Genomic DNA, 21511 nt, shown 5'->3' with positions numbered 1-21511 from the left:
TTACCCAAAGTGATAGGTAATTACATGGTACTTGCAACCGTTCAAAATCCAACCCGGCCCACCGCTAACCGCAGCTCTGGCCGTCGCACTCGCACCCGCTGGTATCGCGTCATCACTGCCCACAAAGCAGGAGGTCAAACCTTGATCAATGGCTTCAACCTGGAGGTGGCCAGCGGTGGCTACTACGGCTGGGGTGAGCAGGCCGCGATCGCTGCCCATGTAGCCGAGCACTGCCCCGGCCATGAGGTGGTAGATACCTGGCCGGTCGCCCGACCGATCGCAGCATAGACCGCTTACTATTACAGCTAATGAGCACACAGCCCTGGCCCCGCGCCGGGGCATTTTGTTGATTGCGATTGCTGTGGGTGCTGCTGCACTGGTTGAGGCAGCGTATAGGCGGTTTGGGGTGTAGCTACGGCAGCTGACACTTATGCTTGTCAGCTGCCGTAGCTAAGGGGGCAGGTGGTGCTGCAGATTGGCATGAGCTGTTGCTCAGCTCATGCCAATCTGCAACGGCGTTTTGAGTAGTTGCTCGTTGACTGGATAGCTCGGACACTTTACCCGCACTAATCCCGAGGGTCTTCATCCCCCTCAACCATCCAATGAATCATGGCCCATTGCAGTAGCACCAGCAATGCCGCCATACCAACCAGCACAGACGCCGCGATTACGGCCCCTATAACTACCGCCATTACTGCCCTTCTTGCGCTTCGTAAATACTTGCTAGTCTTCCCGCCGTCAAAGCCCGCTGGAACATGGTTACTAATGCCCCATCCACCAGGTTGGGGTAGGTGCGATCGAGCCCGGGCTCAGAGTAGTGGCGTGGTGAGGCAACGGGTGAGCTAGTCAATCGCTACGGCATCATTCAGCCGTCGCCTCTGGCAGGCGTGGGGTGGAGTTTTAGGCTCCGCCAAAATAAATCCCACCAGCCTGTGCAGCCAGTGGGAAAATATCAGGATGAATCTACAAATATGCTGAGCCTAGGTTGCCCAATTGGCCAATGGCCTCGCGGGTTTATGTCGAACAGATTAAGGCTTGTTAACCCTAACTGTCATATGCCCAACGACGGACTACGAAAAAGGCTGAAACCCCCATTCTTTCGTTGACTGGTTGCGGAGACAGCAGATAGGCTAGCTGCGCGCGCAGGCAACTATTCAAAACCGTTTTTGAGAATTTGCCCCAAAAAATTGCCAGAGGGCAGGGGGAAAAAGGGTAAAGGGCTACCTCGCGCCGCCGCACACCACCCGAAAACCACCAAAGTTGCCGAAGTTGTCGGGCGCGCCCCTGTTACGGCCCGCCGACCGGCAGTCCCCAGGACTGTAGTTCCAGGAACCGCCCCGCAGCACGCGGTTCTCTTCAGCAGCATCATCATGGGCTAACCAGGCACTGCCGTCTGCAGGGGCTCCTTCATAGCCCTCATGCCACCAGTCTTGGCACCATTCAAAAACGTTGCCGTGCATGTCGTACAAGCCAAAGGTGTTGGCCACCTTAAAGCTACCCACATCCGTCGTCTCTTCCCGATACTCACCGTGGGGGCCATCGCCATAGGCTCCCGAGTAGATGTCACCTTGGTATTCCCGATCGGTGCCTCGGTAGTTAGCTAGGTCAGTAGTGATCGAGTCGCCAAAGTGGAACGGGGTGGTAGTGCCCGCTCGACAGGCATATTCCCATTCAGCCTCGCTGGGCAGGCGGTAGGGGCGGCCTGTGTGGGCCAAGAGGCGGGCACAAAACTCCACTGCGTCGTACCAAGTCACGCACTCTACAGGACGGTTGACGCCTTTGAACCGTGAGGGATCAGCCTTTAGCTCTCGCTCGACCTGGGGCAGGGCAGCCACCGCTTGCCATTGGGCCTGAGTCACCGGGTAGCGGCCCATAAAGAAGGACGGCACTGTAACCTCATGCGGGCCTTCACTTTCCTCTCGCTCTGGCTCGTCGTCTGGGGAGCCCATCAAAAAGGTGCCGCCGGGCACTAGCACCATGTGCAGGGGCAGGGCATCGCCCACCGCCAGCAGGGGCTCTACAAAGCCCTGGGCGGTGCGGGGGGTGCGACGAAGGGTAAGCGCCATAGGAAAAAGGTGGGGTGGGTCAGCTAGGTCTTCGGTTGCCCTACCAAAATAGCTGACCCGGTTTATTTTTGGATGCCTTGGGGCATCACCGGAGTAGGTCTGGACTCTTCTGAGGCACGCCTGACAGATTCACACCTGCCAATTCTGACCGGCTACAACGACGATAGCAGAGCCCTAGGGCCCGAACAAACAACTCGAAACCCGAGGTCATAGTAGTCGTAGCTAGGCTGATTGATGTAGCGGTACGCGGAGCGGCAGTACCTCGGACTGAGGAGCCAAGATCCGCCGCGTCTGACTCGTAGCTCTGAGTTTCCGCCTTCTGTCCAGGCACTGCCGTCGGTGGGCGCACCCTCATAGCTGTCATGCCAATGGTCTTGGCACCACTCAAATATATTGCCGTGCATGTCGCAGAGGCCAAAGGCATTCGCCCCCTCAAACTGATTTACTGAGGTAGTCTCTTCGCGGTATTCGCCTTTGGGAGCATCGCCATAGGAACCCGACCACTTGCGTTCCTCGTTGTCGGTGCCTCGGTAGTTAGCAAGGTCAGTGGTGATGGTTTCGCCAAAGTGGAAGGGAGTTATAGTACCAGCTCGGCAGGCATATTCCCATTCGGCCTCGGTAGGCAGACGGTATTGACGGTTGGTCAGAATCGTGAGTCTGTCACAAAACTCCATCGCATCGTACCAAGACACCTGCTCCACAGGACGTAGGTCGCTATGGAAGCTTGATGGGTCAAACTTGAGCTCACGCTCGACCTGGGGCAGGGTGGCCACCGCCCGCCATTGAGCTTGGGTAATGGGGTATTTGCCCATGAAGAACTGGGAGAGGGTGACCTCATGCTGGGGGCCTTCGCTCGTCTGGCGTTCTAGTTCGTCCTTTGGGGAGCCCATGAGAAAGGTGCCCGCGGGGATCTGCATCATCCGTAGGGGTAGCACGCCTTCAGCCAGGGCTTCGTCGTAGCACTGGTTGCGGCCCTGGCGTTTGTTCAGGGTGAGTTGGGGTGAGGCCATAGGAGCATCGAGAATTTGAGGGACGAAACCGGATTCTTACTCAACACTAAGAGCGATCGCTAAGACCGGCACAGCATCCCACTTTTTGGCTGCCGGAGACTTTCGAGGCGCTAACGCGCCAGGGGAAGCACGCCATATTTTTATTTTTTGTGGGCAAAAGTGCAAAAGGGTAAAGGGCAAGGGTTAGCTGGTGGGTAGCTGAAGAGCCTTGGGGGCCGAACAACACACCCGAAAACCGATGTAGTTGTCGTCGTCGCCGGGCCCGTAGCCGTCGCGGTAGGCGGAGCGGCAGTTCCACGGAAGGTTGAACCAAGAGCCGCCGCGTAGAACTCTCCTACTAGCATTTCCACCTGCTATCCAGGCACTGCCGTCGATGGGGGCACCCTCATAGTTGTCATGCAAATAGTCTTGGCACCACTCAAAAACATTGCCATGCATATCACTGAGGCCAAAGGCATTGGCAATACCGAAGTGGTATATGGGGGTGGTCTTTTGTTGAGACTTCCCTATTGGCCCATCGGCATAGGTTGATTTGGCATCGTAGTTGGCTAGTTCTGGGCTGATGGTCTTACCAAAGTGGAAGGGGGTTGTGGTACCGGCCCGGCAAGCATACTCCCACTCAGCTTCGGTGGGCAGGCGATATTGACGGCCTGTGTGGGCCGAGAGACGGGCACAAAACTCTACCGCGTCATACCAAGTCACGCACTCTACGGGGCGGTTGTTGCCTTTGAATTGCGAGGGGTCAGTCATTAGCTCTCGCTCGACCTGGGGCATGGCAGCCACAACTCGCCATTGCGCCTGGGTCACTAGGTAGCGGCCCATAAAAAAGGAGGGCACTATAACCTCATGCTGAGGGCCTTCACGCTCTATACGCTCTGGTTCCTTATCTGGGGAGCCCATGAGGAAAGTACCTCGGGGAATAGACACCATTTCGAGAGGGGCGATGCCCGGCAAGGGTTCTTGAAGGCGATAGGCTTGTTGCTCTTGGCGTAAAATTTCCCACTCAGATGAGTTAGAACGGTCGCCGAACAGGCCACCAAACAGGCTGCGTTGCTCCTGCTGTGGGCTAGGGCGACGCTGAATGGTAGCAACGATGAAATTGAAAGGTTCGAGATCCTGAGGGGTTCCACGATCTGGCTGAACCTCTAGAGCGATGACGGTGAATTCGTCGGGTTGGAGAGGGGGCGGGAAGGGGTTGGGGTCATCGTCGAGATCAAAGTGGGCTTCGATAAACTCAAAGGGTTCGAGGGGAGGAAAAGAAACTGAGGATTCCGCTGAGCTTTCTTCTGCCTGTACCTGTTCCAAAACTGCTTGCAGTGTGTCCAACCCTGGCCCGGTTGGTCCCTCTATCCACTGCAGCAAAGCTGATGCGCGCAGTCCTTGGGCTGCACTGCGAGGCGGCATCACACCCATTGGAAGATTGAGCGCAAAGAGTAAGGCTTCAAATTGATGGTCAGGTAAGCTGTTCAGCTCGTTGATTGACTCGAACCGACTTTTTATTGAGCTTGAGTCTTGAGTCCCATTAGTTACCCCGGCCGCAGGCAACTCACTCAAAAACACCTGTTGGGTGACGTTCTTACCCACTTGAATGCGCCCCTTGGCTACCAACTCCGTCTGTAGAGCAGCAGGCAATCGTAAGAATTGTCCAGGGGCGACTACATAGGTTTTCTCCACACGGGCTCGCTTTAGGGCGATATTGCGCAGTTGCACGTCGCTCACCAAAGCGGCATATTCAATCAACTCGGGGTAATCGGCCAGCTGCGGCTTGAGGGTTTCAGTGAGTTGAGCGAGGTGGGCAATTTCAGCATTGTCGAGTAGGTCGGCCCCTACGATAGCTACCCCGATTTCGGCAGACTGAAACCGTTCGACCAGTTTAGAAACAACGGTTTGGCGTTCGGCTTCGCCCAGGCACAGCATGGCCGCCCACTGCTGGGCCTCTAGTTCGCGATCGCTCAGGTAGGACTGATGCTCCGCCAGATAACGGACATAGCTAATCAGCAAATTAGCCACCTCCCGCCTGCGCTCAGCGGTGAAGGTGGGAGATTGCTCAGCCAATGCGTAGGCCCGCACATCGGCATCCATCGTATAAAGTTCGTACCCGACTGGAGAGCACAGGTCTGAGAGCAGCAGGTCCACCTCGGCCATCCAGGGTACCTCCCGCAAAAACTCATTGCGCAGGTAACTCACCAACTCTGGGGTGAGAATTAGGGGCAGGGCTGCATGGCACACCAGGTCGTAATAAGCGGGCTCGAACCGATCTACAAAGCGGTTGACCCGGCGCTCGGCCCGCTCATGGCGTTGCTCTAGGGTTAGCAGCTCGGTCATGGTTGAGTGGGCTGAACCAGCAGCCCCCGCACGACATCAATGGCATTGCTCAGACCATCATTATCCATCTGAAACATGGGCACCAGGTTAGCGATCATTTCCGCCGAGTTACCTGGCCATCGTTCTACGGGAATAGGATTGAGCCAAGCAAAGAGCTGGGTGGTGCGGCGCAGTTGGGTGAGAAACCGTACCGTGGCTCGAATTCGGTCTAGTCGCCGATAGCCTCGGGCCGCCCCGGCATCGCTGACAACCAACACACTGGTGTCGCCATCACAGGTGGCCAATACAGCCTTGAGCTCCACCGATTGGGTTAAGAACACATCGTGATAGATATAGTCTGCCGGAACGTTTTGAAAGTAATACACGGCCACCTGTCCGGCGGGCAAACCACTGGCCTGAAGGGCTGTGTCGGCCACTTCGCGGGTAAATTGATGCAGTGGCATCATCGACCCATTCTGATCAATCAGCAGCACCAGTTGGGCCTGGTTATGATCGCGCTGCCGCAGCACCGGCTCCAGATAAAACCCCCGCTGGGCAGTCTGCTGGACGGTGGCCTCGACGTCTAGCAGATCCGCTGGCCCTGCTTCTACTGTGCGTCTGAGGTAGCGCCAGCTATAGCTCATAAACCGCCGTGATACGGGCCAGTAGCTCTGTAGTTCTACGGGGCGCTCAATCTCTGCTGGGGTAAAGGGGGCACGCACAGGTTGAGCGGCGGCATCCAAGGCTGGGGTAGTGGTTTCGGCAATGGCTTTTGGAGGGGGTTGATCAAATCTTGTCGGCGGTGGCGAAGGTGGCTCAAGGGGTAGCTGCGGGGGTAGGGGTAGGCTTTCCTTCGTTTCGACGGTAGCCGGGCCAGCCATTTGCACAATGGCCAGAGCTTTATCCCAATCAGGGTCAAACTGCTTTTGCTCCGACGGCGAGGTACACCAGAGCGACTTTAGCGATCGCTTTAAGGCGTTCAGGTTGTGGGCAAAGGGCAATGCCTGATCTGAAACTAGGGCTAACCCAGCCAGGTACTCATCCATACCCAGGTTGAAGCCGCTCTTGCGCAACCGCAAGAACGTTTCTAGCACCAACCTTTGACCATCAGTCCTATTCACCCTCATGACGATGCGCTAAACCCGGCCTGTCGCCAATCGCTACGAAGCTTAAAGAGCAGTTCCCGGTAAGGTAGCGGCCCAGTTTCGGGCAAGGCCTCAGCCGGGTAGGGGGCCTGTGATCCAAACTGGGCCAGCACCCGCAGCCAGTCTAAAAATTCGCTGGTACCGGGCAGTTTGGCCAGCCCCTTTTGTTGCCGAATCGCTAAAAAACGGGCGATCGCGGTATCCACCAAATCCTCCGGTGGCGGGCTGGGCTGCCCCTCTACCGTGGTGTCCTCAGCAGGTAGGAAATGAATCTCGACAATTTGCTTCAATTGCTCCGGTTGGTTCGGAAATTCAATGTAGTGATAAACACAGCGCCGCAAAAAGGGGGCAGGCAGATTGCCCTTCTCCTTATTACTGGTAATGATCACAATGGGCGGATGATGAGCCCTCACGGCTCTGCCGGTTTCTCGAATGGTAAATTCGTAAGGCTCTTCTAAGACGGTGAGCAAATCATTAGGAAAGTCCAGGTCTGCCTTGTCAATTTCGTCAATGAGCACCACTGCCGGGTGGTCTTCCAATTCAAAGGCTTTGCCCAATTCTTTGAGATCTAAGTAGTCCTCCGCCTTCCTAGGGTCTACCAGGCGTTCTCCCTCGACAATAGCTCCGTCTAACTTTTGGCTCAGGTTAACGTCGTGGAGCCTTAGCAAGGCATCGTACTCGTACAATCCTTCTTGGTATCGAGTTTTAGAGCGAATGTTCCAGCGATAGAGCGGATAGCCCAATTCATAGGCGATCGCCGAGGCAAGGCGGGTTTTACCACAGCCTGCTTCCCCTTCCAGTAGGAGGGGTCGCTTGAGGAAAATCGCCAGATTTACCGCGTTCACCAGATCCTCCGTCGCCAGGTAGGGCTCTCGACTAGGGGAGTCAGGGTGAGGGTTGGCAGGACGGTTATTGGGGTTACCCGTAAAGAGTTTCATAATTTTGCCATCAATAATCAAAAAAACGATTGAGCATGAGCTTTTTCTAATTCAATCCGAACCTTAAGCGGCAACTCCTCGTCTTTACCCCCAAATATATAATTTACTAAATGGTTACGCTCTGATTTATTGAGCTTTGAGGAATAGTTACCTAGCCAGCGCTGCACATCAGTTTTTGTCCAACATCTTAGGGGAAGCATCAATAGCCTTCCGCAATCAAATATTTCAAAATCACAAAAATATTCAAATTTTCTACAGGTATCTGCTATCAATTCATCTACCATGATCACGCAGAAAACTCTTGGCGAATGGTCTTGCATTGCCTCTGTAACAGCATTGGTTAATGACCCCCAGAACTGATTGAGAAACCACTCCAGAAAAGTGACCTGCCCGCTCAAGCTCAGACTTTTCCAATTGGCTAGTGGGATAAGTATAGTAGTTCCGGAACGTAAGAGTGTCGTTATTTTTTTAATGATTGCTTCAGTGGCTTGAGCCAGTTTTTTGGGTTCATCTCCGGCGGCCTCCTCAATGGTAATCCCCAAATGGCTGCCCAAAATTTTGAGGAAGGCGATTTCGTTAGCTGGCAGGGTGGGTACAAATTGGACAGGATATTCAAAAAACTGACTGGTATTGGATTTGAGAAGATCTCTAACTCTTCTTAGTAGTAGACTTCCCTCCATTTCTAAACAATTCTCCATCATAAATAGAGCTGCCCCTCCTTCATTATCATTCAAGTATCTCAAGACATCCTGAACAATTGTTTGGGGCTCATCAAAGTCAAGGCTACAAAGTCCTTCTTCTAGATTGAGAACGCTACGGTTCTTGTCCAAGGGTGTATCCGAAAGTTGAGCTAGCTCCTGTTCTTTTTGCTTGATGTCAGCATCAAGTTTATCTTCTAGTTCTTCCAGCTTAACTTCCGTCTCTGGATCATTGGTCGACAGTCGCTTCTCGAAACATCTATCGAGCCTTGCCTTGAGGGCCGCAATTTCTTTCTCTAGTCGTTCTCTTTTATCCACAGTTGTTAGCTAAAAACCTTTAAGAACCGATGCTAGTTTTGTGAGATTTAGCAATTTTAATTTAGTGATTCTAGCTCGCTTTTCTTTAGGGCTATATTTTGCTCTAGTTTATTCTCCAGATTCTCAAATTTAACCTCAGCATCAGGATCGTTTGTTAACAGGCGCTTCGAAAAACATCGCTCAAGCTGAGCTTCTAACATTTGAATCTCTTTCTGAAGGCGATCTTTTTTGGATGAACTTGAAATATTGTTAGTGCTTGGCTTGGCAGAATCATTTAGCTTCTGGGCAGCTGAAGCCCCCACCATCACCTGTCCCAGCACCGCCTGTAACTCATTCAGGCCTGGCCCCGTTGGCCCCTCGATCCACTGCAACAGTGCCGAGGAACGTATCCCCTGTGCAGCGCTACTGGGTGGTACAAGACCACCGGGCGGGTTCAAGGTGTTGACTAGTATCTCGAACTCCACAATGGGAAGGTCATTGAGTGTTTTGATTAATTGAAACCGTTCTGATCCAGACATAGCGATCGCTGGCGCAGGCATAATCGTTATTCTTTGGCTAATGGTATCAGTCACCTCGCGATCGCCACTACCCAGCGAAACCGACCAAAACACTGGCTCCAGGTGCTGCTGATCGCGAAAGTTGGCTTTAATCTTGCTGGTTAGTTCCGGCATGTTGGGCCAAAGGGGCTGGGCTTGCAACTCCTCCAACACCGCCCGAGAAAATCGCCCCGTTCCTGCCTGGGTCAAGTTGGTCGCTACGGCATACTCCGCCGCCGCGAAGAGGGCAAACTGCTCAGCCTGGCCTTGGGTGCCACTGGTCACAAACCCCTCCCCTGCCGCCGCCGCCTGGAGGGTGGGGTAAAAGTCTTGAAACATTGGGTTGGCACAGGCATCAATGAGAAAAATCTGCCGAGGAAAAACGGCCCCATGCTTAGCAGTCTGAAACGCCTGAAGCAACGTATCAAAATCCAGATTCCATTTGTTTCTGGTGTTGGTGTCGGCAAATAACAGCCGTCGGGTGGTGGTGTCAAGCTTAGTGATAAACCCGTGCCCCGCCCAAAATACATAGAGTCTTCTCTCCCGCCCGCCCCGATCAACAAAGCGATCCGTAATGGTGCGGCTGATCCGATCCCGAGTGGCCTCCTGCGGGCTTAAGCCTTGGGTCTCTGCTTCGGCTAGTACCTCGCGATTTTGATCCAACGGTGACAGAAAAAGCTGAATATTCGCGGGCTGTACCCCATGGGCTAATAACCAATGGGCAAAACCCAATGCATCTCGGGCAGGGCCATTGAGGTCGTAGGCGGGGCCTGCTTGGTACTGCTCGATGCCCACCACTAGGGCGTGAACATGACTGGGGTCAACAGTAGGTTCGGTCATGGCAAAAACCCTGCGATCGCCTGCCAGGTTTCATCGTTGGCCCAATAGGCCCCGTGAGCTTCAGGAAAGGGCTGTTTATTGTTAACAGGTACATCTACAACCTGACCGGGGAAAACTCCCGGCTGATCGCCCACATAGCTTAAGAAGTCTCGCAAATCGTAGATGTTCAGCCATTGGGTGGGAAAGTGAGCAGGTAGGGGGTGGCCATAGGGGAGGGTTTGCAAAGCTCCAATCTCGTAGAAGAAAGGAGCTTGGGAACCTACCGTAATCAGCCCCGCCACCTTGTGGGTCAAGTCTTCTTCAATCAGCAAATCCACACAGGCTATGCCACCCAAGCTATGGGCTAGGAGCACCACCGGGGGCTTTACTTTTTCACTTAAGACCTGGTCACGAATAAAGCGACGAATGGCAGCGCCCTTGGCCTGATAAATCAAAATATCCCCCGCAAAGGGATAAGCCCCATCCATGATCGCCCCCCGCTGGCGCTGAATTTTGTTGGTGCCAAGTCCCATGGCCACATCAGTAACCAGACCCTTGACCCAATCCCCTACACCCATGGCGGCTTCCCCCGCACTAAGGGTCTGCTGAATGGCATCAACCGCCTGATCACGCAGGGCATCATTCACTAGCAGCCAGGGATAAACATCCTGGTTCTTGCAGAGAATGCGAGAGACCGATACAATGGCGCGGGCGATCGTCGCGTAGTCTTCGCTTAAATTGCTAGGGGCGGTTTCCAATAGTCGTTGGTAGAGCTTGGACTCAGGCCCTGTGATGATGTCACAGGCCTGGTAAAACACCTGACCAATGCCCAGTTTGTCTAGCTGAGCACGGAGGTCATCTGCCTCCGCTAAAGCTTCTACCCGACGCTGTAGCTGTTGGCTAGGGGTCAGTTGACCCGGCACTATTACGTCGTCCTGGATTGGTCTTAACCCTAGCAATCGCATTTCATAAAATGGATCTCGGTACAGAGCCTCCCAAAATCGGATGCTCTCTTCTTCAGGAGAGATACTCTGCCCTCCCTTAGCCTCGCTATAGCTGGGAATCGATGCCCCACCAGCACTGAGCTTGGCCCCCAAGGCGTTGCCCCACAGGCATGGTACCAATGCCGTTTTTGGCATCCACTGCTGAAGAGCCTTCTCCATGTGTTGCAGGGTCTCAGCATAGGCCTCTTGCCTACCCCCAGTACCGTGAATAAAAACTAGACTGGTCATTCCCTTAGCCCCTGCACGACATTCAATTATTGGCCACGCAGGAATAAGCTAATCCAGTTCAAAGTAAAATCTTTAGGTTTTTCGGGCATAAGGGCTTGAAGCACACCAATCTTAAAAGTGATGGTCTAAGGGACGCACATCTGTCAATGTCTGCCTCTAAGCACAGGGTTAATAACCGTATGTCCGCACTGGTATGGGCAGCGGAAGGATGAGAAGAAGGAGTAGCAATGACTAGCTGCCCCGCGCCGCAGAGCAGTATCACAGCTTCTCTTGACAGCTTTTTCGTGAAACGTTCCGAAATTTGTCCTACGCCTTGTAGGACAATTACGATCCGGCTGCATGGGCATAGATCAGCAATCGCGCGCGCAGACAACTACTCAATCCGCCAACCTCCGGCAAGTTAAGGCCATTGACCATTGAGCATTAGGCTTATCAACAACCACCTCAGATACCTCCCAGCAGGTCATCTGCCCGTTCGAAGCAGATATTTAAGAAAATAGGTTGATTTCAAGCGGTTTAACTCCCTCGCATACCGGACACAAATAGCTCTGGAATCCCATTGATGGACTAAATTCGTTTCAGCGAGGCAGTTAGACTTGCTTACTCAAATTCCATAAATTCAACGCGCTCTAAAAGAATTTATCAATGGAGTAATTAAAAGTTGTAGTGAGAAACGACCTTAGAGAAGGTTTGAAGAGTCCTATTTCTCGTAGTCACAGTAGGAAACCCCTCAATCCTCTTACCTTCTGGGAAGCCGCAAGCGTCTATAAAAATGCGGACTTAAGCCCCCTTAAGAAGGGGGCTGGGGGAATCAGCAGGTCATCAAAGTACAGCAAACCGCTTTTCGGACGCCCTCTTACAAGGTCGGCAATCGCACTTCTAGTAAACCAAAAGATTCACTCACTGTACAGCTCGTAAAAACCTCCCACTTCTTCTATGATGCTGTAGCTTCCGTTATTATCAAGATCATACGAGACATAAGAATTCTCGTATCCTTCTACATCAGGAGCATTGTACATCTTAAAGTCATTAGAACCGTAACTTACTATATCCATGTAGTACCCTGGAGATAAACTGTAGGATTCTAGTCCAATGCTAAATTGCATTTCTCTCCCAGAGTCATTTTGAACTCTAAAGGTATACGTTACCGAGTCTTGAACGGCTTCAACCGCATCTCTGATATTTCCACCAGGATCGACAACATCCTCAACAGTATCTTGAATTCGATCCCATATTCCAGCATGAGCAGGAGTAACAGAACTAAAAAACGATAGAGCAGGCAAAATTAGTAGCGAGAAAAAGACTTGTAGCTTCATTTTACTATCCAATACCTAAAGAGCAGTAGGAGATGAACTTTCACGAATCTCGATGGGATTGTGGTTCTTCCCTACTGACAAGCTATCTTTAGCTCTACTACTTAGTCATTGACTTGGGTTAAGAAACTCTTCTTTGGTAAATGCGCCGCTTCAAACGACTGAGGGATTCTGGCTGAATGCCAAGATATGATGCTAAATGATAATTAGAAACTCGATCAATAATTTCAGGTTCATTGTCCAGGAGTTTACAGTAACGCTCTTCAGGAGTATCCATATAAAGGGAAGTTAGTTTATCGCGCATCTTAGATGCAAATGCTTCAGCGTGGAGCCTCAAAAACTTCTGTCCGTCTGGAAGCTTCTCAATAAGCTGCATAGCACGGTGATCAAACAGGATAATTCTAGAACGCTCAATTACCTCACACGAGAATTCGGAAGGCTCTTGATTTAGAAAACTTCTGAAATCGCCAAAGCTTTGGTTTTCAGCATGAAAAGACAAAGTACGTTCTTTTTCGTCTTTGATAAGGAAGACTCTAACGCAACCTTTCAAAGTAAACCCAATAAAATTGCAGATATCCCCTTGCTGAAATAAAAAATCACCCTTCTTCACCTCAACATCTTTCAGAAAAGGATCCAGGAGAGTGGGATCAATACCAAATTCAGGAAAGATCTTCAGAATAAATGTATAAAACGGTTCGTACATCTACCTGTCCATTTAAAACTTTGACGATTTGTGAATAACCTTACGCTAACTTATACTGAGATCAACAAATGATGCTTCTAAACCGTCCTGATTAGGGATTAAAGCAGTCTAACGTCCCAGTTTAACCGCCAGCCGCGCCGGAGCAAAGCGGAGGAGTGGATGGTTGGCTGGCGCACCTTGTTGGACCAGCAATATCACCGCTTACTCCGAACCTGTAATTTCATGCTGAGCCTTACAGCAATTGGCAAGGCATCACCGCAATCCCAATCTATACGAATGACGGCAGCATCTAAACGTCGAGTGGAGTAACGTTTAGGCTTGATTGCGCGTCCGCATGCCCCACCCTCAGCACATGAGCGCCTAGTTGAAGGCCCGTGACGCCGGGTTCGACGGGCTCTTGCAAGGAATCCTCTCGATGCTAGCTGTATGCGCCACCGTGCCTTTTGTATTGTCCGCAACTCCACCTTCATCAGCTGACCCTCAACCGCGGCAAGCGCCAGCACCCCCACCGTTCGTGAAGCGTCGACTTGGAAAGGAACATGATTCAGTTCATAATTAACGCGGAAGGGCGAATCGCCTAGGTCTGGTAGCGGGATTACCTCTTGCTCCTGGACCGGTTCCAAAAGCTGTGATTGGTCCATCTCCAACCGAAGCGTTAGGCAATAGTGCGTGGCTTGAGAGCCGGATGAAGCTCCGATCGAGGTGACATCAGCTTCGTCGAGCGCTCGTCTACCCTTGATTGCTGAGGGACGACGTTCCGTACCACATCGAAGAGCGTGATATCGAGCGGCAGATCTGAGAGGCTAACTCGCACCATCAAAGAAACTCTGATCTTTCTCTACTACCATCAGTAGCAAGTGCCGAACCAGCTGCTCGATGCCACCTATCAGGAAGGGGCTAGCTAGCGGTACCTAATTCAGCACAGTGCCGAGTTGGGCAAGTTTAACTCCAGCGCTCGGAAATAATCCCCAATTGAACCAAGCAGAGGCCCAGGCTAGTTGTCCCGCGCCGCAACCCATCAACGACAAAATGGGCAGTTCAGCGATTTCTGCTCAATGCAAACTCGTTGAGTTTGGCAACTGGCACAAAAGACTTTAGTCCCAATTTAAGCCAGAATTTTGGCTTACTGGCACACGAGCATTTTTACTCAGCCTCTCGACTATCTTTTAGACTCAGCCTGGGACGGGTAACGAGGTGCCATTGGGATGGCCACGTAGGGATCGCGCTGCTGCCATGAGGAATAGGATATCGGTTGTCAGTGGTGAATGGGTTAGACCTTATGCTGATGTTCTACGCCTAAAGCCCAACCCTAATGTCACGATCGCCAGCAGTCAACACCGCAGCGATCGAGGGTCGCCATCATTTGATCGAGGATTTGGGCATCCAGGCTGTTGCGGCCCAAGTGCGCATGTTCCAGAGCCTCGATTTGGGCCTGGTAGAGGTTGCGAGCCTGGGTGAGATGCCGTTTGGCGGCGGCGATGTCGCCCAAGTAGGCGTAGGACAACCCCAGGTTGAGGTGTGAGTCAGCGTGGTCGGGCTGAAGGGCAATCGCCTGCTGGAGGCTGTTAATTTCCCCTCTGCGATCACCACTGCGACCCAGGGAAATGCCCAAATCGTAGTAGCCCAGCACCGTGGGTGCGATCGCCACTGACTGCTGCAACAGCGCAATGCCGTCATCGATCTGGCCCAGGGTGACCAGCATGCTGCCCAGTTCGTAGGCCGAGGGGGCGTGGTCGGCGTCTTGGGCCAAGGCCGCCCGGTAGGCAGCGATCGCCGCCTCAAGGTTGCCTAGCTGAAACTCTGCCCGGCCCAATTGGTAGAGCACGGGTACGGCCATCGGATCGGCGATCGCCGCCTGCTGTAGCTTTTGGCGCGCTCCAATCAGATCGCCAGTTTGCCGCAACTGCATTCCCTGGGTATAGGCGACAGGCAGAGCAGGGGCGGTGGCCCCAGAGAGAAATGTCAGATCGGGCAGCGGTAGAGAGAGCGGCGAAAGCCACAGGGCGATCGCCAGTAGCACCCCAGTTAGACCAACCGTCACCGCCAGAAAGGGCGATCGCAGATTGGGAAATAGACCAGTCGTCGCGGGCGTCGCGTAGGGAAAAGAAGCCTTCATACAATATCTCCTCAGTGTTAGTCAGGGCCTTAATCAAGGCCGGCAAGTACTTCAAGGCGAAACCAGTGCGCCCTTTAAAATCTGAACCCAACGGCCCCGGGGCCAAACCATGCGACCCAGGCGCGAAGGACCTCTGCTCCCACCGTCAAGGGAGCAGAGCCCAGCTGAGTCCGGCAGTCAACGGCAGCCAGCTAGAGCGCAGGCCGATCGGTTTGAATCTGGCCCTTGAGATCAGCCACAGGGGTATAGGCCGTGAAAATCGACTTGGGCACCAGCGCATGGACACCGCGATTGATGTCGACTACCTGGGTAATGTTCAAGTCCATGGCCAGACTGGCTAGGGAATAGGCCTGCAAGCGGCTCAGGCCGGTGGTTTTGGTCAGCAAGTCAAGCATGTCACGGGTGGCGGTTTTCATCGCCTTGTCCACATCGGGGTCAAAGCCCATGGTCATAAAGTGAGTTGGCGTCTCTACAATCGGGCGAATCAGATCCATATCTTTGTGGACCACAAATTCAACGGTCACGCTGCGCATAGCGGTTTCAGAGGCCGTTAGCCCGACCTCGCCGTTGGCTTGGTTGACGTGGCCATCACCCGTGGAAAATAGCGCCCCCGAATTGAACACCGGCACAAACAGCGAACTACCCGCCGTCAGCTCTTTGTTATCCATATTGCCGCCCCACAGATCAGGGGGCACACTCGATACCCGACGAATGCCGCCATAGTCGTCAATGCGCTCGGGCCGAGCCGTCCAGGCCCCACCGGCTTCGGTATCGGTGGACTCAAAATCCTTTGGCGGCGCTACCCCCATGATGCCCATGAAGGGTTTAACCGGCAGGGTCACGTTACTAGCAAACTGGGTGGTTTCGTTGGCGATATCCACATAGAGGTGGCTAATGGTGCCGGTGGGAAATTCGCCCGGCAGCAGCCCCAACCCGCTTTCGCCGGGGAAGACAATTTGCCCGGCATAGATCGACGGCACCACTTCTTTGACTTTGATTTCTAAGACATCGCCCGGCTCTGCACCCTCTACATAGACCGGCCCGGTTAAGGAGTGGGGGCCGATCAGGTTGCGCTCTTTGGCTAGAGCATTGGCCGACGCTACCAACTCTTCGATCGAACGGCCCGGACGCGCTTCTTCACCGACGTTGGGAAAGGTGGAAAAGGTGACTGAATCGCCTGATTGCACCCGCAGTACCGGGGGCAACTCGGCGCTAAAGAACCCTAAGTGGGTCGTTTCAGGAGTGGCTAGCAGCACGTAGGCAGAACCGCCGCTGGAACTTGGCACCGGCCCTTGAGCCTGCGATCGCACCCCCCAGGTGCCGACCAACAGCAGTGCTCCCATCGCGGCTAGCATCACCTGCTTCAAGCCAAATCCTGGCTTTCGTCGCCAAAGTTTTCGTCGTAACTCAAGCATCCTTTTACCTACTAATCTCTTGGGAACGACAGAAATTTGCCGCAATGGAAGTCCACGCAAAATGACCTTCCATTGCGTAGACCCGAGGGTAATTAAACTGTGAAAAATTTCACCCCAAATTCAGACCCTCCGACCATAGAGGAGTCCGAGTGCAGACTTAAAAATCGCCACAGTATGGTGAATTTCAGCCTCTTAGGGATAATAAAAGCCCGGAAACAGGTCCTTTGAAATCCTGAAACAAGGTTACGGATACCTCTCCGCGAATTCTGTATTCAGAACCACAAAGCTTTGCCCTGCCTGGTTATGACTGCGATGGGAGCTGATATCGGCTACATCAAGGCTCAATGCTTCAGGGATTCTGGAGCCCGTAAAGTAAGCGATCTCAGCAGTCAAGCTTGGCCATTAGTTCCCGCAGGCTTCAGCCCCATAGGACTTGGTGATGAGCGTGGCACACCAGATGCCCCTAGCCCGCCAGAGCCGATACTGATAGCAGCCTTTGGATGGGGAAGGTAGCTACAAAAATCAGAACGGCACTAGCTGCGATCGAACCCAGCGCCTGCAAATCTCAATCGGCATTAGGTTTGACGTGGCATAGCCCCTCTTCCAGCTTTTCAAAGCGTGCTTGCAAGGCCTCAACTTTTCGAGATCGCCCAAGTCTTCAGACCAGGTCTGGGTCGCTTGCTGATGCGAAATCGCCCGGATACGGAAAGCGGTCCTCCCACAGCTCTGCAACCGCCGTCAGGTGCCGCTCTACCACATCTGACATGGAAGGCCTAACCGCAGGGTCTGCCGCCAACTGTGCTAACCGCTTTAGATATCGCTTGGTGGCAGGTGTAACCAGCAGGTTAACCGGCCTCTTCCGCTCACCGTGGTAAATCGGCTGACCCCGCATCGCCTTTTGCCCCGCCCGCCGGTTGCCCCGCCCCAACGGAGCTAACGAGAGGCCCCGCTCCATCTTCACGGCGACAAACTCTTCAACTATCCCCGACATCGACATCTTGAGTCGGCCGGCCATGACTTGGAGATAGAAATAAGCCCGAGGTGTGAGCGTTAGATTCAAGGGCACCTTGGCCCCCTTCCTGCTCGGCTTCCGTACCCGGCGACCCGCCTGGTCCTGCGGTGAGGGCGAGCCTGTTTGAGAATGCACCATGACACCGTCCCCAATACCTTTCATCAATAATACCTCCTCAATTCTAAACAGCGCACAAGCTAAAGATCGCGCAAGCAAAATACACGTTTTCCATCACATTAATGTCCTGAAAGCATTGACATGCCTGTGATCTGCGCTATTCATAAACTTAGCTTATGCGCACTTCTAGAAGCCTCAGAGGTAATATTCAGCTTCGCACCGCTTGTAATACCGTTTAACCCATTCTCAAATATTTTTCTCAGGGCGTAGTTTGAGTACAGCAAGCAAAAATAATTCAATATGAAGATTCAAATTTGAGATTAATATGACTTAAGGCGCTGTCACAAAAGACTTTAACGGTTATTTAGAAGTTTTTAGAATATTGCGTTTTCTATTAAAAAATAATGGAATTAATGTTTTTTACAAAACTCGTTATTCTTCAATTACTTAGCTTATGCGCACTCTATTTGTCCTACAATGAAGGCATGCAAAATGAGTTATGTTTAGGGTATTATGTCCTGGTAAATCAAGGGTACGCCTGACATAAGCCAAGCTAATCAATTAGCTTGTGCGCATCTATGCACATTAGCTAAAAAAGAAGGATTGACGCATGGAAGATGTATATTACTCCCGTCAAATCAAGACTGTCGGCGCTGCATTTCGCGCCTACAGTGTGATGCTCAGTGGCCAGTGCGCTACTGGAGCCAGTCCGCGCAATACGGTCTCCCTGGCACGCACGGCTGTCATCGGCTACACCGTGCCGGGTTGGGGTGGCCCAAGTCGTCAGGGAGACCGCATTACTCCTTCCGAAGTCGAAGCGGCCCAGCGCTTCCTCGACACCCTGCCCCTTGACCAGCTCAACCAAGCGCTAAAGGCCCAGAGCACTCACTTTGAGGCCAAGGACATTGATTCCAAAATTCAAAAGGCCAATCGCTATCAGCTGTCTAAGTTCATCGCCTGGGCTCAAGACCAGGGGTGGCTCGATGCGGGGCAGGTCCCTTCAGGTGATGAGGTCTCTCAGCCAGCGGCTCAGGTCTATCGTCACTCTTTCAACATTGCCAAGGAGAGGGGAAAACAGCCGCTCAAAAACCTGGGGCTCACTAAGCGAGTGCGACGCCCCGATTTTGGCCTTAAGCCCGATGAGGTCAATGACAGGCTGAGAGTGCAAATCGATGCTATAAAGCAGTTCGAGGTGCAGTCCCTCAATCATCGACCTGCCACCATCAACAGCAATGTCTCATTTCTCATGCGCCTGCTGGGTTGGCAGCATCGCTACGGTCTGGTACCGCTGGAGGACTTATCCCTCACAGGGTTGGTGCCCTACACCCCGCTCAATGTTTCGCTGGAGTCCATTCAGGCGGAGGGAATGAATGAAGAGGAGGCTTGGCAAAAGTTGCTGATGCGGCGGGAGCAACGCAAGGAGTTGGCCGAGCAGCAGGCGCGGGTGGCGGAGCGGGTGTGGGATGACTACTTTGTGTTCTACAGGGATGCGCCAGATAGTCAGGTGGCGACTCTACAGGCGCTGATTATTGTGGCGAAGTATTTTTATCGACAGGAGACGGAGAACACGGCCTCTAAGTCGGGGTACACGGATATTCCAGTGGTACGGCGACTGCGGCAGAAGCTCTCGGTAGCCAACAAGTTGCGCAAGAGTAAGCCGCCAGAAATCGCCTACAAGGAACGCAGCGTCTCTTGGGAAACGGTGCTCGATGTGCTTGACGCCCAACAGGCCAAGTACGAAGAGCGGTTTTACTACTCGGTGAGTCAGCGTAATGGCAAGCCCCACCGTCAGCGTAAGCTTCGAGAGCCGACGGCGATCGCCTGCGACCTACAGCTGGTGTTGGTGCTCTGTATACTTTCGGTGATGGCACCCGAGAGGAATCGCACCATCTGTGAGCTAGAAATGGGCCGCACGCTGATGCAGGGATCGATTGAGGATGGGGTGTTGGTGCCAATTGAAAATATGGCTCGCCCTGAGTTGGCTCAGTGGCACCTCTACCTTGGGCCCAAGGATTACAAGACGGGTGAGATCTATGGGAAGTACCTGACGCCGATTGACAATATGCAGCTGGCCCGGGGGCAGACGTTCTATGGTCTCTTGCAGACCTGGATTGACACCTATCGTCCGTTATTTAACCCCGCTCATAATCAGTTGTTCGTCAAGGTGAAGACGACGATGGGGGCCACACCCGGTGAACCGATCACCCACCAAAATTTGACGTCTTGGGTGAAGTACCTATTCTATCGGCATGTGGGGGTGCCGGTGGTGCCTCAGTCGCTGCGCAAGATGTATGTCACCTATCTGAAAAGATCGAGGGCTTCAGAGGCGGAGCTAGAGGCAGCGGCGCGGGCGATGCATCACAGCCGAGCAATGCAAAGCCGCCAGTACGATGAGCAGGATCTGCAAGATAAAATCGCCCCGATCTCGGCGTTTAATCAGCAGCTCTTCAAACAAGTGTTCAGTGCTCAGGATGCCGCTGAGCTACCACTGACGGCGGATGGACAGCTACGGCTGAGGGATTTATCCGAGGCTCAGATTAAGGCCCTCAGTCAGCAGCTGCGGCAGGAGCAAAAGCGCCGACAGCAGGATCATTCGGCAGCTTGATGCTTTGCTGTCGATGGGAAGACCCTAATCTAGCTGCTGACAAGTAGCTTCCTGAGACCATAAAGGTTCAACAAACTTACCCCAGGTTCGCCACAGTTGCGAACCTGGGGTAACTGTTTGTACAAGGAAATAACCTATGAGAGACGCGTTGCTGACAACTGTGCCGACAAAAAAGCCCAAGGTCTCTGTGGTCATGGATGAAGAACTCAAGGCGGCTTTAGAGGCATGGGCTGCCCAGGAGAGTCGTACGGTTTCTAACCTCTGTGAGCTAATCCTGAGGGATGCGGCTAGAGAAAACGGCTACCTCAAATAAGCTTGCAAAGCTGCCAAATGACCTATTTTCAATAGTTGACATATTCACTATGACCTGTAGATATATCTACAGCAATTTCCTCTTTAAACGGTGTTGTACCGGCTCATTTTTCTGTATTCATTTCATATGATTCCGTTAGCCTTACCTTGTGAATGCTCTTAAGCACATGCATTTATGGGGATATGTGATAACTTTGGCAAAAATCCTCACGCCTAATTGAGATATTTTTAGTGTCAGTATCAACAAACCAGTCATATTGGAATTTTTTCTTGACTGTTCTCGCGGCGTTGCCGATAATACATAACTATAGATACAAGCAAGCTGTTTGTTAAGTGATATTTAGGTAATAGGAATCTGGTAGTAGATTGAGGAGAATTACGGCTGTGCCCAGTGTTCCGAGAGCGATCGCAATGCTCTCCTGACCCGGCGACTACAGACGGACCTTATTGGCAGCGATTGACGCGCCCTAGCACAACCAGGCCTCAGAACGGAGCGAGAGGCCTGGCTGGAGCAGCAGCAGTTACTTGGGGAAAGAAACTAACAGGCGTTCCATCCCCAAGCAGATTAGATAAATTAGCCCCACAACCAGGAGGTGATTTTTATGTGAACGTGTTCACGCGAACCCTTTAAAGAGCAAAAACGATAGCCTTCCCGCCAAGAAAGTAACTATCGCCTTGCCCCGCTCGAAAACGCGCCACGGGGACGTGACGGGATTCGTTTGTCTAAATTCAATCCCCTACAGGATAGCTGATGCAGATCGGCGGCGCAATAGTGCGCCTGTTTTGTCATGCCCGGCAACGATACAGCCGGGGTAATCCGTAGGTTTCCCATGCTTTCATGCGCGATCGTAC

18 protein-coding genes are annotated in these 21511 nt (G+C 52.8%); 3 read left to right on the top strand and 15 right to left on the bottom strand.

Annotated features, from left to right (window positions below):
• The first annotated feature begins 24 nt into the window (after positions 1 to 24).
• Positions 25 to 288, top strand: a complete 264-nt coding sequence (locus H6F59_RS25000) for a hypothetical protein (RefSeq protein WP_190707484.1) — start codon at positions 25 to 27, stop codon at positions 286 to 288.
• A 278-nt stretch (positions 289 to 566) separates the two neighbouring features.
• On the opposite strand, the gene H6F59_RS26885 is transcribed toward H6F59_RS25000, so the two are convergent.
• The 15 genes from H6F59_RS26885 to H6F59_RS24930 all read right to left on the bottom strand — a co-directional run bounded on the left by H6F59_RS26885 (position 567) and on the right by H6F59_RS24930 (position 17628).
• A complete protein-coding gene (locus H6F59_RS26885; RefSeq protein WP_277882463.1) occupies positions 567 to 692 on the bottom strand; it encodes a hypothetical protein in 126 nt (41 codons plus the stop codon).
• Complete coding sequence (locus tag H6F59_RS24995; RefSeq protein ID WP_190707476.1) at positions 692 to 850, bottom strand: hypothetical protein; 159 nt, start codon at positions 848 to 850, stop codon at positions 692 to 694. Before H6F59_RS24995 ends, H6F59_RS26885 begins: the two co-directional genes overlap by 1 nt.
• Positions 851 to 1220: 370 nt before the next feature.
• Positions 1221 to 2066 (bottom strand): formylglycine-generating enzyme family protein, encoded by an 846-nt coding sequence (locus H6F59_RS24990; protein WP_190707473.1) that lies wholly within the window; start codon positions 2064 to 2066, stop codon positions 1221 to 1223.
• A gap of 152 nt (positions 2067 to 2218) precedes the next feature.
• Positions 2219 to 3076, bottom strand: a complete 858-nt coding sequence (locus H6F59_RS24985; RefSeq protein ID WP_190707470.1) for a formylglycine-generating enzyme family protein — start codon at positions 3074 to 3076, stop codon at positions 2219 to 2221.
• A gap of 183 nt (positions 3077 to 3259) precedes the next feature.
• Positions 3260 to 5401: a formylglycine-generating enzyme family protein gene (locus H6F59_RS26600; protein WP_242021673.1), complete on the bottom strand. Its 2142-nt coding sequence runs from the start codon at positions 5399 to 5401 to the stop codon at positions 3260 to 3262.
• Complete coding sequence (locus H6F59_RS24975) at positions 5398 to 6501, bottom strand: hypothetical protein (protein WP_313887313.1); 1104 nt, start codon at positions 6499 to 6501, stop codon at positions 5398 to 5400. Before H6F59_RS24975 ends, H6F59_RS26600 begins: the two co-directional genes overlap by 4 nt.
• Positions 6502 to 6503: 2 nt before the next feature.
• Positions 6504 to 7463, bottom strand: a complete 960-nt coding sequence (locus tag H6F59_RS24970) for a MoxR family ATPase (protein ID WP_190707464.1) — start codon at positions 7461 to 7463, stop codon at positions 6504 to 6506.
• A gap of 17 nt (positions 7464 to 7480) precedes the next feature.
• Positions 7481 to 8479, bottom strand: coding sequence for a hypothetical protein (locus tag H6F59_RS24965; protein WP_190707461.1), 999 nt, complete (start codon positions 8477 to 8479; stop codon positions 7481 to 7483).
• Between the two features lie 56 nt (positions 8480 to 8535).
• Positions 8536 to 9855: a caspase family protein gene (locus H6F59_RS24960; protein ID WP_190707457.1), complete on the bottom strand. Its 1320-nt coding sequence runs from the start codon at positions 9853 to 9855 to the stop codon at positions 8536 to 8538.
• Positions 9852 to 11066: a hypothetical protein gene (locus H6F59_RS24955; RefSeq protein WP_190707453.1), complete on the bottom strand. Its 1215-nt coding sequence runs from the start codon at positions 11064 to 11066 to the stop codon at positions 9852 to 9854. Before H6F59_RS24955 ends, H6F59_RS24960 begins: the two co-directional genes overlap by 4 nt.
• Positions 11067 to 11962: 896 nt before the next feature.
• On the bottom strand, positions 11963 to 12382 hold the full coding sequence (locus tag H6F59_RS24950) for a hypothetical protein (protein WP_190707450.1): 420 nt from the start codon (positions 12380 to 12382) through the stop codon (positions 11963 to 11965).
• Positions 12383 to 12500: 118 nt separating this feature from the next.
• Positions 12501 to 13082, bottom strand: a complete 582-nt coding sequence (locus H6F59_RS24945) for a Crp/Fnr family transcriptional regulator (protein ID WP_190707446.1) — start codon at positions 13080 to 13082, stop codon at positions 12501 to 12503.
• A gap of 1315 nt (positions 13083 to 14397) precedes the next feature.
• The gene (locus H6F59_RS24940; RefSeq protein ID WP_190707442.1) at positions 14398 to 15198 is read right to left on the bottom strand and encodes a tetratricopeptide repeat protein; all 801 of its coding nucleotides are present in this window, start codon (positions 15196 to 15198) and stop codon (positions 14398 to 14400) included.
• A 191-nt stretch (positions 15199 to 15389) separates the two neighbouring features.
• On the bottom strand, positions 15390 to 16556 hold the full coding sequence (locus H6F59_RS24935) for an acetamidase/formamidase family protein (protein ID WP_313887314.1): 1167 nt from the start codon (positions 16554 to 16556) through the stop codon (positions 15390 to 15392).
• Positions 16557 to 17271: 715 nt separating this feature from the next.
• Positions 17272 to 17628 (bottom strand): hypothetical protein, encoded by a 357-nt coding sequence (locus tag H6F59_RS24930; RefSeq protein WP_190707436.1) that lies wholly within the window; start codon positions 17626 to 17628, stop codon positions 17272 to 17274.
• A 724-nt stretch (positions 17629 to 18352) separates the two neighbouring features.
• On the opposite strand from H6F59_RS24930, the gene H6F59_RS24925 reads away from it, so the two are divergent.
• Positions 18353 to 20347 (top strand): hypothetical protein, encoded by a 1995-nt coding sequence (locus H6F59_RS24925; RefSeq protein WP_190707432.1) that lies wholly within the window; start codon positions 18353 to 18355, stop codon positions 20345 to 20347.
• A gap of 136 nt (positions 20348 to 20483) precedes the next feature.
• The gene (locus H6F59_RS24920; RefSeq protein ID WP_190707429.1) at positions 20484 to 20660 is read left to right on the top strand and encodes a ribbon-helix-helix domain-containing protein; all 177 of its coding nucleotides are present in this window, start codon (positions 20484 to 20486) and stop codon (positions 20658 to 20660) included.
• Positions 20661 to 21511 lie beyond the last annotated feature (851 nt).

This window comes from Nodosilinea sp. FACHB-141 (assembly GCF_014696135.1).
Classification (GTDB): domain Bacteria; phylum Cyanobacteriota; class Cyanobacteriia; order Phormidesmidales; family Phormidesmidaceae; genus Nodosilinea.
Note: the sequence above shows the minus strand (reverse complement) of the source record. Positions and strands in the feature narration are given on the sequence as shown.

What these genes read in the sequence shown, in the direction of transcription:
- H6F59_RS25000 (WP_190707484.1), top strand. Translation starts at nt 25, where the DNA reads ATGGTACTTGCAACCGTTCAAAATCCAACCCGGCCCACCGCTAACCGC.
- H6F59_RS26885 (WP_277882463.1), bottom strand. Translation starts at nt 692, where the DNA reads ATGGCGGTAGTTATAGGGGCCGTAATCGCGGCGTCTGTGCTGGTTGGT.
- H6F59_RS24990 (WP_190707473.1), bottom strand. Translation starts at nt 2,066, where the DNA reads ATGGCGCTTACCCTTCGTCGCACCCCCCGCACCGCCCAGGGCTTTGTA.
- H6F59_RS24985 (WP_190707470.1), bottom strand. Translation starts at nt 3,076, where the DNA reads ATGGCCTCACCCCAACTCACCCTGAACAAACGCCAGGGCCGCAACCAG.
- H6F59_RS26600 (WP_242021673.1), bottom strand. Translation starts at nt 5,401, where the DNA reads ATGACCGAGCTGCTAACCCTAGAGCAACGCCATGAGCGGGCCGAGCGC.
- H6F59_RS24970 (WP_190707464.1), bottom strand. Translation starts at nt 7,463, where the DNA reads ATGAAACTCTTTACGGGTAACCCCAATAACCGTCCTGCCAACCCTCAC.
- H6F59_RS24960 (WP_190707457.1), bottom strand. Translation starts at nt 9,855, where the DNA reads ATGACCGAACCTACTGTTGACCCCAGTCATGTTCACGCCCTAGTGGTG.
- H6F59_RS24955 (WP_190707453.1), bottom strand. Translation starts at nt 11,066, where the DNA reads ATGACCAGTCTAGTTTTTATTCACGGTACTGGGGGTAGGCAAGAGGCC.
- H6F59_RS24950 (WP_190707450.1), bottom strand. Translation starts at nt 12,382, where the DNA reads ATGAAGCTACAAGTCTTTTTCTCGCTACTAATTTTGCCTGCTCTATCG.
- H6F59_RS24945 (WP_190707446.1), bottom strand. Translation starts at nt 13,082, where the DNA reads ATGTACGAACCGTTTTATACATTTATTCTGAAGATCTTTCCTGAATTT.
- H6F59_RS24940 (WP_190707442.1), bottom strand. Translation starts at nt 15,198, where the DNA reads ATGAAGGCTTCTTTTCCCTACGCGACGCCCGCGACGACTGGTCTATTT.
- H6F59_RS24930 (WP_190707436.1), bottom strand. Translation starts at nt 17,628, where the DNA reads ATGGCCGGCCGACTCAAGATGTCGATGTCGGGGATAGTTGAAGAGTTT.
- H6F59_RS24925 (WP_190707432.1), top strand. Translation starts at nt 18,353, where the DNA reads ATGGAAGATGTATATTACTCCCGTCAAATCAAGACTGTCGGCGCTGCA.
- H6F59_RS24920 (WP_190707429.1), top strand. Translation starts at nt 20,484, where the DNA reads ATGAGAGACGCGTTGCTGACAACTGTGCCGACAAAAAAGCCCAAGGTC.